The organism is Empedobacter falsenii (assembly GCF_019308355.1).
In the GTDB taxonomy this organism is placed as follows: Bacteria; Bacteroidota; Bacteroidia; order Flavobacteriales; family Weeksellaceae; genus Empedobacter; species Empedobacter falsenii_B.
This window is the reverse complement of record NZ_JAAGKM010000002.1, coordinates 74,466-90,761: the sequence shown is the minus strand read 5'-3', so window position 1 is coordinate 90,761 and position 16,296 is coordinate 74,466. Positions and strand designations below refer to the sequence as shown.

The window sequence follows — 16,296 nt, the reverse complement described above, 5'->3', positions numbered from 1 at the left end:
TTTTTTTCAAAATTTTTGTAACGTTTTTACTTTATGTTTACTTACTAATAAACACTAAATAATTAAGCGATGAAATCTATTTTGGAAATAACAGTTGAAAATAATGTTATCATAATAGACGATGAACAAGTTGCGTTGAAAAAAATAAAGTAACGATTTTGGAAGCTAAACAAACCCTTTTTTTAGAATTAATCGATCAACACAAAGAGATTTTACACAAAATCGCTAAGATGTATATGGATAATTCTGAAGATCAAAATGATTTGATACAAGAGATTGTTTTGCAACTATGGAAATCTTTTGATCGTTTCGAAGGTAAATCTCAATTTTCAACTTGGATGTATCGCGTTTCGTTGAACACGGCGTTAACTTATTTTAGAAAAGAAAAGAAAAAAGCAGATCGTCATACTTTTTTAGAAAATATTGATCAAGTAGATGAGATGGATTTTGGTGAAAAAGAAACACAACTCGAATTGTTTTATAAAGCAGTTCATGAATTGAATAAAGTAGAAAAAGCATTGATTTTTCTGTTTTTGGAAGGACAAAATCACAAGGAAATTTGTATGAACTTGGGAATTTCGGAAGTAAATGCACGTGTGAAATTGAACAGAACGAAAGAAAAAATACAAATCATCATAAAAAAATACGGTTATGAATTTTGATGAATTACAAAAACAATGGGACAATCAATCTTCAGATGAAGTTAAAATTGATCCAAATCTTGAGTTTAATCAAGAAGCAAATACCATTATTGATAAAGTACGAAAAACCTTGAAGAAAGAGTTTTATGTTCAATTATTAGGATTATTGTTTTTATATACTTTTCCTTTCTTATTTGATGCAAATACGCCAACAATTTGGTGGACATTGTTGTGTATTTCGTTGACTTTTTTGGTGCCGTTTATTTATGTTTTCAAGTTTTATAAACGATCATATCATCTGGAATATAATTCGCTAAAGAACATCAATTGGTTTTATTATAATTACAAATCTGCGATTGATATTTACAGTATTTACTCGTACTTGATTTCTATTTTAGTGTTGATGATTATTGGGATTTCGTATATCCAGCATCCTAACTCGTTGCAATTTGAATACAAATTTCAGTTTTATCTTTATATTTTTCTTACACTATTTTTTTATGTATTAATTTGCGTTTTATTATTAAAATGGTGGATTTCTACTTATTATAAAAAGAATCTGGTAGAATTAGAAAATATATTGCATCAATTAGAAGAGTAACCAAAAGTTACTCTTCTTTTGTTAATGTAATGCGTTAAACTTTAACATATCATTGTGTAACCTTTGTGAATTTTGAACATCTATATTTTATAAAATTGATAAATGATTTAAAAACCAAATAGATGACAAAAATTTACTTTCTTTTTTTATGTTTTATAACGTTTGCAAATGCACAAGATTATAAAAAAGATACGATAGAATGACATGAAACGATTTTGTATGATAAAAGCAAATTTCGATTGAAACGTGTTGGTTCGGATACCAAGACGAAATCAATTTTAATCGGATTAACGGCTGATATTAATTTTAGTAAAGATTCACTTCCTAAGTTTACCAAAGAATTTGCAATTCCAATAAATGCGCCTAAAAAAGAATTCACTTTTCAACGTATTAATTTCAATTTTAGTAATAGTTTGAAATTAGATTCTATTCTTTTGAAAGTTGATTTAACGGCAATGAATAATGGGAAACCAGCTCAATCAATTTTAGAAAAACCTTTTGAAGTTGTTGTAAAAAAAGAATATCAACAGAATGATGTCTTTTCGATGGATTTACGTGATTTGAATATTAAATATCAAGATGATTTTTTCATCAAAGTAGAATTATTAACAGAAGTTGAAAAGCCAATTTATTTTAGTGGAGCTTTGCTGGCTAAATGTTTATATAAAACGACTGATTCTGATGTGTGGATGAAAACACCATTAGGAATTACGCCTGCAATCAATGCTGATATTTTGATAAAAAATAAAAAAGAAGCGACATTTAATTTAAGAAAAATATTCCTAAAAAATATACAACAAAGGAAGAGCTAAATAAATTGAATAATGAACTTGAATCAATTTCTGGCGTAGAAAATGACTAACAAAAAAGCCCTCGCTTGTTCAGGGCGAGGGCATATAGTTAAGTGCTTTTTTCTTTTTTCAAATAAAAATTTTGAATTAAAATTAATTAATATCTATAATATTCTGGTTTAAATGGTCCTTCAACCGTTACACCAATGTATTCTGCTTGTTCTTGAGATAAAACTTCTAATTCTACTCCTAATTTAGCTAAATGCAATTCTGCAACTTTTTCATCTAAATGCTTAGGTAAAGTATATACTTCATTTTTGTAAGCTGATGAATTTGTCCACAATTCGATTTGAGCTAAAGTTTGGTTAGAGAAAGAGTTTGACATCACAAAAGAAGGGTGTCCTGTTGCACAACCTAAGTTAACTAAACGTCCTTCAGCCAAAATGATGATGTCATTTCCGTTGATGTTGTATTTGTCAACTTGTGGTTTAATTTCTTCTTTCGTGTTTCCGTAGTTTCCGTTTAACCAAGCCATATCGATTTCGTTATCGAAGTGACCAATGTTACACACAACTACTTTGTCTTTCATTTTCTCGAAATGCTCTGCACGTACAATTCCAAAGTTACCAGTAGTCGTAATTACGATATCAGCGTTTGCAACCACTGTATCTAATTTTTTTACTTCGTAACCTTCCATAGATGCTTGTAAAGCACAAATAGGGTCGATTTCTGTTACTGTAACAATTGCTCCAGCACCGCGGAAAGAAGCCGCTGTACCTTTCCCAACATCACCAAATCCACAAACTACAACACGTTTACCAGCGATCATCAAGTCAGTAGCACGTTTGATAGCATCTACTGCAGATTCACGACATCCGTATTTGTTGTCGAATTTAGATTTTGTTACAGAGTCATTTACGTTAATTGCAGGCATAGGCAATGTACCTTTCTCCATTCTTTCGTAAAGACGGTGTACACCCGTAGTTGTTTCTTCTGATAATCCTTTGATCTCAGCAACCAATTCTGGGTAACGATCAATCACCATATTCGTTAAGTCTCCACCATCATCCAAAATCATGTTTAATGGTTTACGATCTTCTCCGAAGAATAATGTTTGCTCGATACACCAATCGAATTCCTCTTCGTTCATCCCTTTCCAAGCATACACAGGAATCCCAGCAGCAGCTATTGCAGCAGCAGCGTGATCTTGTGTAGAGAAAATATTACATGACGACCATGTAACATCAGCTCCTAAAGCAACCAACGTTTCGATTAATACTGCAGTTTGGATTGTCATGTGTAGACAACCTGCAATGCGAGCACCTTTCAAAGGTTGAGCAGCTTTGTACTCTTCACGGATAGCCATCAACCCAGGCATTTCTGCCTCAGCCAACGTAATTTCCTTTCTTCCCCACTCAGCTAAAGAAATATCTTTAACTTTGTATGGAATGTATTGCGTTTTTGTATCCATCAATTGATATATTTAACTAACTTTTTTTTTAAGTTTATAAGGAACAAATTTACAAACAAATTTCGATTAATAAAATGCCCGTTATCGATTATATTAACGATTTTAAACATACCCGCATTATTACGTGGAATGTAACAGAATCGAATGAAGAATTATTAGAATATCTTCATTTAGAGGACTATAGAATAGAAAAATATAATAATCTTCGACCTAAACAGGCCAGAGAATATCTTGGTTTGCGCGCTTGTCTAAAGAAATTGGACTTGGATTATGATGTAAATTATGACGAAAGAGGAAAACCTTTTTTACCTACAAATAAAGAAATTTCCATCACACATTCCTATGGATTGGTTTCTGTTGGCGTGAGCGAATATAATATTGGGATAGATATTGAATTGTCTCGACCAAGAAAAATTTTGAACATCAAACATAAATTTGCCCGTCCAGATGAAATAGCTTGGATACCTCAAGAACATGAAACTGAATATTTGCATGTAATTTGGGGAATGAAAGAAGGTTTGTACAAATTGAATGGTGGAAATCTTTGGAATTTTCTGAATCATTATCGTGCAGAAGAATTTGAATTAATAGAAAATAAACAATTTATTTGTTGGATTTCGGATGATGTAAAATCTCGAAAATATCATGCATTCTATAAAATGATTGGTGAATATTATTTGGTTTGGGTGTTGGATTATGAATAAGTCGAAGTTTAAAATTAGAATTACGAATTTAGATTTTTGATTTAGAATGAATTATTTTTAACTCACAACTCACAACTCACAACTCACAACTCACAACTCACAACTTAAGAATGAACGATTTTATTGATTATATCCTTGCGCCTTACAAAACCTATTCTACGTTGAATATCTTGCTCGAAACGATAGCAACTTTTTTCGGAATTATTTCAGTTTATTATACCTACAAACGCAATATTTGGGTTTATCCAACTACAATTATTTCAACATTTATTTTCATTTATTTATTTTTTAATTGGGGATTATATGGTGAAACAATTATTAATGTTTACTATACTTCAATGGCGATTTATGGTTGGATTTTGTGGCAAAAAAATCTCGAAGCAGATCATAAACATGTCGATGTTTCGTGGGCAACGAAGAAAGAATATCTGTACGCAACTTTACTTTTCGCGTTGAGTTTTATCTTTATTTTGACGATTTATTATTTTCGTCCAGTTATTCAAAATGGTTTTGATTTCAGTTTTATAAACCAATGTAAATTACATTATTCCAAAATTGATTTTGTAGACGCTTCGACGACCGCTATCTTTTTGATTGGAATGTGGATGATGGCGAGACGAAAAATTGATAACTGGTATTTCTGGATTATCGGCGATTTAATCATGATTCCATTAATGATTTACAAAGGAGCAGTTATCACTTCTGTGCAATATATTGTCTTATTGATTTTATCATTTATCGGATTAATCGATTGGATAAAATCAGTAAAAAACTCCCAAAAAATAGTGAGCTAAGAAATAATTTAAAATTAGTATTTTAGCCTTATAAATTGAATTTGAAAAACCTATAAAAATTACGAATATGGAAAATCAACACGTATATCAACAAAACCAATTGGTTGCAGAGGCAACGAGCGTAGAAAGGGCAAATTTCTATAAACATACTTACGGACACGTTGCTGGAGGAGTTTTGGTATTTGTTTTAATCGAATCTTTGATGTTAAAATCAGAAGCATTAGTAAGCTTCATGTTGAGTTTAACTTCTGGATATCTTTGGCTTATTTTATTAGCAGGTTTCATGGGAATTACATGGGTTGCTCAAAAAATGGCGTACGGATCGATTTCAAAATCTAAACAATATTTAGGCTACTTTTTATATATAGTTGCAGAAGCTTTAATTTTTGTACCAATGCTTTACATCGCATTGTATTATGGCGGAACTTATGTGATAAAACAAGCAGCTGTAGTAACAGGCGGATTATTTGTAGGATTGTCAGCTATTGTATTTTTAACAAAAGCAGATTTCTCTATTTTACGAGGAGCATTAACTATAGGATTTTTCTTAGCAATTGGATTGATTATTGCAGGGATGTTATTCGGGTTCGATCTAGGATTATGGTTCTCAGTTGGAATGTGCGCCTTAGCTGGTGGAGCAATTTTGTACAACACTCACCAATTAAAATATGAGTTCGGAACACAACAGTATGTTGCAGCGGCATTGTCGTTATTTGCTTCATTAATGTTATTGTTTTGGTATATTTTGAGAATTTTTATGAGTAGAGATTAATCATGAAGAAACAATAAATTTGTATATTGAATCGTAGCATTTTTGTTGCGGTTTTTTTATTTAAGATACTATGACAGATAAAGAAAAAGAAGACGATAGAATACAATCTCCGTTTCGACCAAAAGATTGGAATGAGATTAGAATAAATGATTCTTGGGCGTTGTTCAAGATTATGGCAGAGTTTGTAAATGGTTACGAAGTAATGTCTAAAATAGGACCTTGCGTGTCTATTTTTGGTTCGGCACGTACTTCTCCAGATCATCCATATTATGCATTAGCAGAGGACATTGCGTATCGATTAACGCAAATAGGTTTTGGTGTAATTACTGGTGGAGGTCCGGCAATTATGGAAGCTGCAAACAAAGGAGCGCAAAAGGGTGGAGGAACTTCTGTTGGATTGGGAATTACATTGCCTTTCGAAACAGACTTGAACAAATATATCGACCGTGAATATGAAATTAATTTCGATTATTTCTTTGCACGAAAAGTAATGTTTGTGAAATATTCACAAGGATTTATCGGAATGCCAGGAGGTTTTGGGACGTTAGACGAATTATTTGAGTCGATGACATTGGTACAAACGAAGAAAACAGGACGTTTCCCAATTGTGTTAGTTGGAACTGAATATTGGTCAGGTTTAATTGATTGGATCAAAGAAACAGTTTTGAGAGAAGGTTATATTTCTGAGAAAGATTTGGATCTTTTCCGTTTGGTTGATACAGCAGAAGAAGCAGTTGCTCACATCGAGAATTTCTACGAAAAATATAATATTAAGCTTAATTTTTAAGCAACAAAAAACCTCATCATTTGATGAGGTTTTTTTATATTTTTATGATTGAATTTATTTTAAATCAACTACTTCAAAAAACATATCTTGGTAATCATCAGCTTCATAAAAAATACCAACTTTATTTTTTGATATATTCGTTAAAACGGAATAAACCGAAGAATTTGGTTCAATAGTTTTGATAAAATTCCATGTTTTCGCTTGATCTTTACTTACTTTCAATCCCAGATTTTGACGATCTTTTGAATCATGCAAATTACTAAACACAATATTTTTTCCTAAAACTAATGTCGATGCATTACAAATTGGATCAATTAATTGTTCTTCCATTTTAGAAACCCACGTTTTTCCTTGATCTTTTGAGATAAATATTTTACGGAAACCAGCATTTTGAACGCGCGCATTTAACATCCAATCTTTGTTCGGAAGTTGTACAATATTTGTTTCGTCTGCTTTATCTGCAACACTCGAAATTCGTTCCCACGTTTTTCCATGATCTTTACTTCCGAATACGTAAACACCGTCTTTCAATCGAACCAATGTATTCAAAATCCAACCTTCTTTTGTGTATGCGCCACGACCAGAAGTAATGAATTTAAAATCTTTTTTCCATTCCGTTGGCGTAATTTGGTCTGTAATATCAACAGGTTTTGACCACGTTTCTCCATTGTCAGCACTTTTTACAAAATGTAATCGAAATTCATTTTTCGCAATTTTTTTGATTCATGTAATTGTAAAAAAGATAAATTTCTTTTGTCTTTTCATTCAAAACCATCGATACATCAGAAGCAGATTCTTGATCTGGAAAATCGATAACTCGCTTGATTGCTGACCATGTTTTTCCCTTGTCATCACTTTTCCTAATCACAATATTGATATTAGGATTGTAAAGTAAATCGCCACAATTTGGAACACGCTCGTCGATTGCCGCAATCAATATTCCTTTTGCTGATGTAATGATACTCTGAATGCGATAACATTTGACATCCGATTGATTTTTGCTTGTAAATAAAACTTGTTTGTTGGTTTGGGCAAATCCTAGCGTATAAGCGAAGGAAAAAATGGCAAGTAGAATTTTTCTTTTTTGTCATGGTGTAAATTAACCGACAAGTTATTGATTTTTCAACGATTTGTGAAAATGAAAAGCCATCAAAACGAATTTTAATGGCTTTTTTTAAAATTAATTTTTAATCAGTTTCGCCGACGATTTTCGATTTTTAGCTTCAATGTCAAGAATGTAAATACCTTTTGGTAATTCTTTGATGTTAAATTGATGTATCGCTGAAAATTTTCCTGAAAACTCTTTGATCAGTTTTCCTGTTAAATCATAGATTTTTACTTTTTCTGAATTAATATTTAATGAAAAAGAGGAAGAAACTGGATTTGGAGTTACAGAGATTTTTTCTGAATTAACCTCAATATTATCTGTTGATAAATTTGCTTTTGCATTCCCGAAAATTCTAAATTCACCTGGATTTAGATTAACTGTAAATGATGAATTTGTATTGGTGACATTCAGCGTTGTTTCGTCCATCAAATTGTACCAATTTCCTGTAAATGGAAAAAGTGGCGCAATTGCTTGAGTGCTTGTTGTGAAGTTTGCAATAACAATTACCTCATATAAATCAGACGACGATAATAAATTATTTGTAATCTGAATACGCGGTTTTAAATCTCCAGATGTAATTGTATAATTATCAGTTTCGAAAACTTTGTTGTTTAATTTAAGACCAATAATTTTTGACCAAACTTCATAAACAGATTTTCTATCGGCATTTGTTAAGTAACCAATTTCGCTTGGAATAGGTTTTGGATTGGTGCGACATCCGTCATTATTTGTTCCATCTTCGCAATGATTTATCGAGTAATCATATCCTAATTCTCCGAATTGCCACAACATTTTAGGACCAGGAATTGTAAATAAAACTGCACCAAGAGCTTTTTGTCTTTCCAAAGAAGTTTTTAAATCTTTTATATTATAAGTTCCTGATGATGCACCATATTGTAAATTCTTGTACATCATTCTTTCTTCATCATGACTTTCTGCATAGGCAACCAAATGTTTTTTCGTAAAACCTTTTACAGTATGCTTCAACCAATCAAAGTTACTATCCGAAGCATATCCCATTGTATTTTGATTAAAATTATTAGTCGCTTTACCCCAAAGCATAATTCCTTTACCTTCGTTAATGCGATAATTCGCCCATTCTGTTTCCTCTTGTGCTGAACCATTATTTCCTAAATGCTCAAAAATGATGTAGGAATTCGGATCAATTGTCCATTGCATATCTGCATATTTTTTTAAAATTGCTACACGATCAGCTTGATATCCGTTTGTACAAGTTTCATCAGAAGGTGTACAATTTTGTGTAAATCCTTTTGTTAAATCCCATCTAAATCCATCAATTTTAAACTCTTCAATCCAATGTTTTAATGTACGTTGTACATAATTTTGAGTTGGTGTTAATTGATGATTTAAATCGTATCCAACATTGTAACTATGTTTTGCAGTTTGATTAACATAAGGATTTATAGCAGTTGGTTCTCCAAAACCATCATTGTCGGGATCATTCATCCACATTCTAACCAACGGAGATCGACCATAAACATGATTTAAAGCAACATCTAAAATGATTGAAATTCCATTTTGATGACACAAATCGATGAATTCTTTCATTTTATCTGCTGGTCCATAAGCTTTATCCAAAGCAAGATGATAAGCTGTATTATAACCCCAAGAAATATTTCCTTCAAACTCCATTACGGGCATAACTTCGATTGCGTTAATGTTTAATTTTTTGAAATAATCAAAATCATCAATTAAAGATTGCCATGTTTTTGTCGAATTGAAATCACGAATTAATAATTCGTAAATCATCAAATTCTCTTTATTTGGGCGATTGAAATTTGAAACTTTCCAATTGTATTTTGCTTGATTTGTTTGTAAAACCGAAACTTCAAATTGTTGTCCAGTAGGATATACAGGCATATTTGGGTAAGTTGCTGCGGTAATATACGGATCATCATAAGGCGATAAAACTAAAGTCGAATAAGGATCTGCAGTTTTGATTCCATCACTTGTTCGATATTGAAACGTATAGATTTCACTTGCTTTAAGATTAGATAATTCAATCCAATATAAATCCTTGTTAGTTGTATCTCGATTCATCACATATTGATCAGAAAGTTGCCAATTATTGAAACTTCCGATTACATGAATGAACTCTTTTTGTGGAGCGTATAAAACCAAATATGCTTTTGTAAAATCATTATTCAAATAATTAATTCCTTCATGTAAATTAGATGGAATGGCTACATCTTTAACCGTTGGTTTGATATTAATTGTAAAAGATTTGCTTATTGTTTGACCATTAAAAGTTGCATTTAATGTATAATTCTGATTTTGTAAAATGGTATAATTTTTATCAAAAGAAGTTGAATTATTTAATGCATCAATTTGAGTTCCGTTAGCAGATAATGTCCAATTAGCAGATTTTGTAGCTATCGCTTTGATGTTAAAACTTGATCCTGAAGAAACATTTGTAATTGAATTTTCGAGCGGATTAGTTAAAGTAACTTTGAAAGAACCTACCGAAATAGAAAGATCCGTAGTTTGTTGTTTTCCATCTGCACTTCTAAAAACAACATCTATTGCTGTAATATTTTTAGAAGTATCAACTCCATAGAATTGATAAATAGATGTAGGGATTTCTAATTTGTAGGTTGATCCAGAAACGAAAGTTAATTTGGGTTGAGTGGTATTATTTCCCCAACTTTCAATTATATTTTCCCATTGTTTTCCATCAATAGTTACGCCTGTATGCGCATAAATATCTCCTGAATAATTGGCAAGACCTGTTCCTGTTTTATCGAAGTTTATTACAACTGCTTGGTTTGCTTCGGGTGGTGAAGGAGTTGTTGTAATTTGTGCTTTGGTAAAAGATATTACCATTAAAAGCATTAAAATAGATAGAATGTTTTTCATGTTTTGTGTAGTTTTAGAAAAAAGCCATTAAAAAACGTAATTGAATTTTAATGGCTTTTAAAAAATTATTTGTTGATGAGAAAAAATTTTATTGAGCTTCTACTGTATAAGTTTTCTTGTTGAAATTAGCTGTGATTTTATATTTCCCAGCTTTTATTTTGATGTTAGTACCGTCTTTGTCTGTTAATTCTCCTGCATTACTTGTACCACCAAAATTTGTTCCCCAATCATTATTTAAACGGAATTTAAATTCTCCATCTTTTAATGTTGTAGTAATAGTCCAAGCATCTAAAGTACCATCATAAGACAATTTTTGGTCTGGACCATCCCATCCGTTTGCTGTAGCGTCACCTACTAATCCCCAAGAATAATTATCTAATTTATAAGTTAGATTTGTTAAGTCCATAGTTATCTTGTAAGTACCGGCATCTACTGCGATGTTTTTACCTCCTTTTTCAAGTTTTCCATTAGATCCACCATAATCTAACTCCCATTTGTTGTCTTGACGGAATTTGATTTCACCAGCTTTTAAATCTGTATACGCTACAAATACATTTGTAACATCAGTTTTCCAAAATTGAACATCTGGCCCGTCCCAACCGTTAGGAGTAGCAGAACCAACAACACCCCAATTTGTAGATAAATCTGTTGGATATGGCGTTATTTTTAATATATTGACATTAGAAATTAACTGTTGAGAACCAGGAGTACCAACTGTAGAGACAATACGATATTCTATTTCTCCTTCTTTAAAAGGTTCTAATCCTAAAGCAATAACTGCTAAATTCAATTCTTTTACGGTAACATCAGCTGTTAATGTTGAAGTTGAAGTAAGAACTTGATGATTTTCAAAATTATCTCCTTTTACATCAATTTGTAATTCATATTTAGGAGGAGTATTTGTTCCATAATTTGCGGCACTCCAATTAAATGTCATTGCTGTATTTGCAGCATTTTCTTCTAATAATTCAATTGTTGATGAAGCAGGTGTTTCTACTTTCGGTGCAACAAAATTTGAGGGATCTAATTTGATGATATCTTCATCATCGTTACATGCGCTTAAGGCAAAAATACTCGCACAAGCTAACGAAATATATTTTATAAAATTTTTCATCTTAATAACCTGGGTTTTGAGTTAAGTTTGGATTAATGACAATAATATTGTTTGGAATTGGGAAGATAGCTTTTGTAGCATCTACAGAAGTTCCGTTTTGAACGCCTCCTTTCCAAGGCCAATTGTAATTATTTGTATATCTACTGAAACGAATTAAATCCGTTCTACGCGTTCCTTCCCAGTACAACTCTCTTGATCTTTCTGCTAAAATGAAATCTAAGTTTAATTGTCCGTCAGTAATATTACCTGATGTATTTCCGTATGCACGAGTTCTTAATTCGTTGATTAAGCTCAATGCAGTTGCACGATCACCACCAGTTCCTCCACGTAAAACAGCTTCGGCATAGTTTAAATAAACTTCTGCTAAACGAATTATAGGAACATCTGTGTCAACATATTCTCCTGTTGCGTCGTTTGCACTTTTTCCGTCTGAACGTTTATTTGACCATTTGTAAACAGCATAACCTTCTCCAAATGTACCTATGTTGTTAATTTCAAATGTTTGTCCATCTGTAAAGAACATCGCACGTTTATCTTTCCATGCAGTTGGATTTCCGTTACTGTCTTTCGTTGTTACAGCATCTGTAAATTGATTCACCAATGCTTTTGTAGAACGAGGACCTCCCCATCCACCATTTACACCATAATCAGCAGCTGTCATTTTTCCACCAATTGCAGCTTTTACTAAGAAAGTAGAACCTCCATATGTACGAGAATTATTTCCGTCAAAATTTAAAACGAAAATAGCTTCGTTCTGCGCGCCATTCGTATTGTTATCAGCTAAAAATAATTCGTCATAAGCAGAACCATTTTTATTTCCATCAGTTATGTTAAGCGTATATCCAGCTTGCATAGCCAATTTAGAATAAGTGATGGCTTCTGTATATTTTGCTTCACCAATCCAAGTTTCTGCATTTAGATATAAACGAGATAATAATGCTTCGGCAGCTGCTTTGTCTACACGTCCGTATTCGTTTGTACGACCAGCTTTTAATTCAGCTTCGATAGCTTTTAGTTCGCTTTCAACGAAAGTGAAAATCTCTTTACGATTGCTTTGTTTCGGTAATTCAGAAGAAACTTCTGTTACTAACGGAACATTCGCATATAAATCCATTAAGCTATAATAAGCATATGCTCTAATGAAACGCGCTTCAGCTACATATTCTTTCACTTCTGGAGTTGTGCTTGATAAAGCTTCAGCGTTTGCAATAAATGAATTAGAGAAAGAAACGGTTTGTGCTAAACGATAATACATCGCTTCAACAAAACTGTTACTTGCTCCCCAAGAAATCTCATGCAAGTTTGGTAAACCTGGATCTCCCCAGCCAACAATAGATTCGTCTGTTGTTAATACATTTAAGTTGAACATTAAACGAGTATATTGAGAAGCACCTTCGTCAATACCTTGAATATCTCCACTTCCCGCTGGACCTTTTTGTCCAGTAAGTGCTAAAGAAGAATATACTTTTGCTAAAGCAGATTTTGCAGTAGCAACATCTTTGAATACATCAAATTGTGTATAAGTATCTGGATCATTTGGCATTAAATCTAAATCATCATGACATGAAGAAACAGAGAAAGCCAATGCCGCAGCTAAAATATATGTTGAAATTTTAATCTTTTTCATTGTAGTTTTCTTAGAAATTAACATTTAAACCAAATACATACGTTCTCGGTCTTGGATAAAAACTATTATCAATTCCGCGGTAAATTTCAGGATCTAAACCACTGTAATTTGTGAATACAGCTACGTTTTGAACCGCTCCATAAAGACGAATATCTAATCCTTTGATTGCTTGTTTTAGGTTGTAACCTAATGTAATGTTATCAATACGGAAGAAAGATGCATCTTCTATAAAGTGGTCACTTAACAAATTAGTTTCTGTGATACTTGTGAAACCTGTGTTGTAGTAGCTTGAAAGCACATTAGATAAATAGTTTTGACCATTTCCTGTCGCTTTTTTGCTGTAACCTTTAGACGAAGCCATGTTATTGTAAGCATAGTTTCCGATATTAGCACGAGCAGTTGCACTTAAATCCCAATTTTTGTAACGGAAGAATGTATTGAATCCCATTGTTACTTTTGCGAAAGGACTTTTGTGAATATAACGGTCTTTTTCGTTGATGATTCCGTCGTTGTTCAAATCTTCGTAAGCTCCTTCGATAGGCTTTCCGTTTGCATCATAAATTTGTTTGTATACGTAGAAACTAAATGGTTCTTCTCCTTCACGTTGAATTTGAATATTGTTACCAGTTCCTCCATCGATACCACCTGTTAAATTATCAGTAGGTAAGTTGACAATTTTATTATCATTAAAAGCGATGTTGTATCCAAAAGACCAATCAAAATCTTTTGTTTTTACGATATCAGCATTGATGCTAAATTCGATTCCTTTATTTTCCATATCACCGATATTTTTATCGATCATATTTCCAAAGTTTGTAAATGGATCTACATAAACACTCGCAATTAAATCACTTGTTTTTTTCTTGTAAACGTCTAATGTACCATAGATTCTATTTTTGAATAAAGAGTAATCAATACCAGCATTTAATGTACTAGAAATTTCCCATTTTAAATCACCATTAAATGGTTGAGGACGATAAGTTTGATAGAATGTTGAACCAAATTGATAATAAGCAGTTGATTCTGATCCTTGATAACGCGTTAAGAATTGGAAGTTTCCTAATCCGTTCACATTACCAACTTTACCATATCCAACACGTAATTTCAAATCATTTACAACAGAACTTCCTTTCAAGAATTCTTCTTTAGAGATATTCCATGCAATAGCTGCAGAAGGGAAATAACCCCATTGGTTGTCATGGCTTAATTTTGATGAAGCATCTGCACGCATAGTAGCTGTTAAGATGTAACGATTATCAAAATTATAGTTTAAACGTCCGAAGTATGATAGTAAAGAATAGTGATCACGGTCTACGAATGTAAATTGATCAGAACCTTGTTGTTCTAATTCACTATCGTAATTGGTGTTGTATGTATTAAAGTATTGATAACTGTAACCTCCAACAACAGTTAATCCGTGTTGTCCAAAATCTTTGTTGAATGTTAAATATGCATCAAATAATTTGTTGTAGAATTGTGCGCTAAATGTTGTTTTAGAACCATCCCATGTCAAAGAAGAGTTTGGCATATTTGCAGTTGTTACATTACGTCCATTCGCATTAGAAATATCATAACCTACATTAACTGTTGCAGTAACAGATGGTAAGAAATGTAATTTATAATCCATTTTTGCATTTCCTACAAAACGACGAACTTCTGATGTATCTCTGTTTTCGTTGATTAATGCAACTGGGTTAGTTGGCGCTAAATTGTGTTTAACAGATCCGTCCATCCAAGTGTGGTAACCTCCAAATATATTTGCTCCAGAATAAACTGGTTGAGTTGGATCATACTCTAAAGCAGCTCCAATTGCACCTCTGTTTGCAAATTGATTTTCGATATAAGAACCTCGAGCATTCAATTCAAATTTTAAGTGATCATCTAAGAAAGATGGACTTAAGTTCATAGAAGCTGTTGTACGATTGATGTTATCTCCTTTCAAAATACCATCTTGATCTGTGTTAGAAATAGAAAAACGAGACGGCATTTTACCTCCAATATTTCCTGTTGCACTAAAGTTGTGATCAAAACCTACAGCTGTTCTATAAATTTCTTTTTGCCAATCTGTATTTGCGTTACCTAAACGAGAAATTTCGTCAGCTGTTCCTACAGATTTTACCAATTCACGGAATTGATCTGCATTCATTACATCAATATAACCTTCTGGTTGATAAATTGATGTAATTGAATTATAATTAAAACGGAATTTTTTTCCTTTTCCTTTTTTAGTTGTAACCATTACAACCCCATTCGCAGCACGAGAACCATAAATGGCAGTTGCAGAAGCATCTTTCAAAATAGTCATCGTTTCGATGTCGTTAGGATTTAAGAAATCCAAAGGATTTCGAGAACCTCCAATATTTACTTCAGATAAAGGAACACCATCAACTACATATAATGGTTGAGAGTTTAATGATAACGAACTATTACCACGAATGATAATGTTTTGACCGTCACCAGGAGCTCCACCAGCAGATGTTACCACAACACCAGCGATTTTCCCTGTCATTAATTCTTGCGCAGAAGTGATTGATCCTTTGTTGAAATCTTCTGAATTTAATTGATTTACAGAACCTGTGACATCTTCTTTTTTAGCTGTACCATATCCAATTACAACTACTTCTTTCAAGTTTTCTGTCGTTTTAGACATACGAAGTTGTAATTGCGTTTGTCCCGCAAAAGTTATTTCTTGATCGTCATAACCAAAAAAACTGATAACAATTATATCACCATCGTTCGCTTCTAATGTAAAATTTCCTTTTTCATCAGAAACTGTCGATTCTCCTGTTGTAATGTTCGAAACATCTGCACCAGCTAAAGCCGTGTTATTAGCGCTATCTTGTACTGTTCCTTTTATCGCAGTTTGTGCAGATAAAATAGCAGGGCTTGATAAAACTAATGCTAGAAGAGATTGTTTTAAAATCCTCATATATTTTTTGTTTTGTTTCGTTAATTATTAATTTATATTTTTACTTCTCATTACCAAATATAAGTTGTTTAATTGATTGA

14 protein-coding genes are annotated in these 16,296 nt (G+C 32.4%); 7 read left to right on the top strand and 7 right to left on the bottom strand.

Annotated features, from left to right (window positions below; translation table 11 throughout):
- The first annotated feature begins 158 nt into the window (after positions 1-158).
- The 3 genes from G0Q09_RS01785 to G0Q09_RS01775 all read left to right on the top strand — a co-directional run bounded on the left by G0Q09_RS01785 (position 159) and on the right by G0Q09_RS01775 (position 2,054).
- Positions 159-662, top strand: coding sequence for an RNA polymerase sigma factor (locus tag G0Q09_RS01785; protein ID WP_038331014.1), 504 nt, complete (start codon positions 159-161; stop codon positions 660-662).
- A complete protein-coding gene (locus G0Q09_RS01780; protein ID WP_038331016.1) occupies positions 652-1,242 on the top strand; it encodes a hypothetical protein in 591 nt (196 codons plus the stop codon). The genes G0Q09_RS01785 and G0Q09_RS01780 overlap by 11 nt, the downstream gene beginning before the upstream one ends.
- A 215-nt stretch (positions 1,243-1,457) precedes the next feature.
- Positions 1,458-2,054 carry a hypothetical protein gene (locus tag G0Q09_RS01775; protein WP_125349459.1) on the top strand — a complete coding sequence of 199 codons (597 nt, stop codon included), beginning with the start codon at positions 1,458-1,460 and terminating at the stop codon, positions 2,052-2,054.
- Between the two features lie 136 nt (positions 2,055-2,190).
- Here G0Q09_RS01775 and ahcY read toward each other — a convergent pair whose 3' ends face one another.
- Positions 2,191-3,504: an adenosylhomocysteinase gene (gene ahcY / locus G0Q09_RS01770; protein ID WP_038331025.1), complete on the bottom strand. Its 1,314-nt coding sequence runs from the start codon at positions 3,502-3,504 to the stop codon at positions 2,191-2,193.
- Between the two features lie 74 nt (positions 3,505-3,578).
- On the opposite strand from ahcY, the gene G0Q09_RS01765 reads away from it, so the two are divergent.
- From G0Q09_RS01765 to G0Q09_RS01750, 4 genes are all read left to right on the top strand, one after another.
- On the top strand, positions 3,579-4,208 hold the full coding sequence (locus tag G0Q09_RS01765) for a 4'-phosphopantetheinyl transferase family protein (protein ID WP_038331028.1): 630 nt from the start codon (positions 3,579-3,581) through the stop codon (positions 4,206-4,208).
- Between the two features lie 110 nt (positions 4,209-4,318).
- The gene (pnuC, locus tag G0Q09_RS01760) at positions 4,319-5,002 is read left to right on the top strand and encodes a nicotinamide riboside transporter PnuC (RefSeq protein WP_219033785.1); all 684 of its coding nucleotides are present in this window, start codon (positions 4,319-4,321) and stop codon (positions 5,000-5,002) included.
- A 67-nt stretch (positions 5,003-5,069) separates the two neighbouring features.
- Positions 5,070-5,774, top strand: a complete 705-nt coding sequence (locus G0Q09_RS01755; protein ID WP_052217477.1) for a Bax inhibitor-1/YccA family protein — start codon at positions 5,070-5,072, stop codon at positions 5,772-5,774.
- A 70-nt stretch (positions 5,775-5,844) separates the two neighbouring features.
- On the top strand, positions 5,845-6,561 hold the full coding sequence (locus G0Q09_RS01750) for an LOG family protein (RefSeq protein WP_219033784.1): 717 nt from the start codon (positions 5,845-5,847) through the stop codon (positions 6,559-6,561).
- Positions 6,562-6,615: 54 nt separating this feature from the next.
- On the opposite strand, the gene G0Q09_RS14925 is transcribed toward G0Q09_RS01750, so the two are convergent.
- From G0Q09_RS14925 to G0Q09_RS01725, 6 genes are all read right to left on the bottom strand, one after another.
- The gene (locus G0Q09_RS14925) at positions 6,616-7,275 is read right to left on the bottom strand and encodes a sialidase family protein (RefSeq protein WP_371875721.1); all 660 of its coding nucleotides are present in this window, start codon (positions 7,273-7,275) and stop codon (positions 6,616-6,618) included.
- Positions 7,262-7,498: a sialidase family protein gene (locus G0Q09_RS14920; RefSeq protein ID WP_257468011.1), complete on the bottom strand. Its 237-nt coding sequence runs from the start codon at positions 7,496-7,498 to the stop codon at positions 7,262-7,264. The genes G0Q09_RS14925 and G0Q09_RS14920 overlap by 14 nt, the downstream gene beginning before the upstream one ends.
- 243 nt (positions 7,499-7,741) lie before the next feature.
- Positions 7,742-10,546 carry an alpha-amylase family glycosyl hydrolase gene (locus tag G0Q09_RS01740; RefSeq protein WP_219033783.1) on the bottom strand — a complete coding sequence of 935 codons (2,805 nt, stop codon included), beginning with the start codon at positions 10,544-10,546 and terminating at the stop codon, positions 7,742-7,744.
- Between the two features lie 88 nt (positions 10,547-10,634).
- A complete protein-coding gene (locus G0Q09_RS01735; protein ID WP_125349454.1) occupies positions 10,635-11,660 on the bottom strand; it encodes a SusE domain-containing protein in 1,026 nt (341 codons plus the stop codon).
- A 1-nt stretch (position 11,661) separates the two neighbouring features.
- A complete protein-coding gene (locus G0Q09_RS01730; RefSeq protein ID WP_038331160.1) occupies positions 11,662-13,287 on the bottom strand; it encodes a RagB/SusD family nutrient uptake outer membrane protein in 1,626 nt (541 codons plus the stop codon).
- A gap of 10 nt (positions 13,288-13,297) precedes the next feature.
- Complete coding sequence (locus G0Q09_RS01725) at positions 13,298-16,216, bottom strand: SusC/RagA family TonB-linked outer membrane protein (RefSeq protein WP_219033782.1); 2,919 nt, start codon at positions 16,214-16,216, stop codon at positions 13,298-13,300.
- Positions 16,217-16,296 lie beyond the last annotated feature (80 nt).

Bases quoted from the DNA above. Each gene is read 5' to 3' on its own strand.
- ahcY (WP_038331025.1), bottom strand. From the start codon at position 3,504: ATGGATACAAAAACGCAATACATTCCATACAAAGTTAAAGATATTTCT.
- G0Q09_RS01735 (WP_125349454.1), bottom strand. From the start codon at position 11,660: ATGAAAAATTTTATAAAATATATTTCGTTAGCTTGTGCGAGTATTTTT.
- G0Q09_RS01740 (WP_219033783.1), bottom strand. From the start codon at position 10,546: ATGAAAAACATTCTATCTATTTTAATGCTTTTAATGGTAATATCTTTT.
- G0Q09_RS01765 (WP_038331028.1), top strand. From the start codon at position 3,579: ATGCCCGTTATCGATTATATTAACGATTTTAAACATACCCGCATTATT.
- G0Q09_RS01755 (WP_052217477.1), top strand. From the start codon at position 5,070: ATGGAAAATCAACACGTATATCAACAAAACCAATTGGTTGCAGAGGCA.
- G0Q09_RS01750 (WP_219033784.1), top strand. From the start codon at position 5,845: ATGACAGATAAAGAAAAAGAAGACGATAGAATACAATCTCCGTTTCGA.
- G0Q09_RS01725 (WP_219033782.1), bottom strand. From the start codon at position 16,216: ATGAGGATTTTAAAACAATCTCTTCTAGCATTAGTTTTATCAAGCCCT.
- pnuC (WP_219033785.1), top strand. From the start codon at position 4,319: ATGAACGATTTTATTGATTATATCCTTGCGCCTTACAAAACCTATTCT.
- G0Q09_RS01730 (WP_038331160.1), bottom strand. From the start codon at position 13,287: ATGAAAAAGATTAAAATTTCAACATATATTTTAGCTGCGGCATTGGCT.
- G0Q09_RS01780 (WP_038331016.1), top strand. From the start codon at position 652: ATGAATTTTGATGAATTACAAAAACAATGGGACAATCAATCTTCAGAT.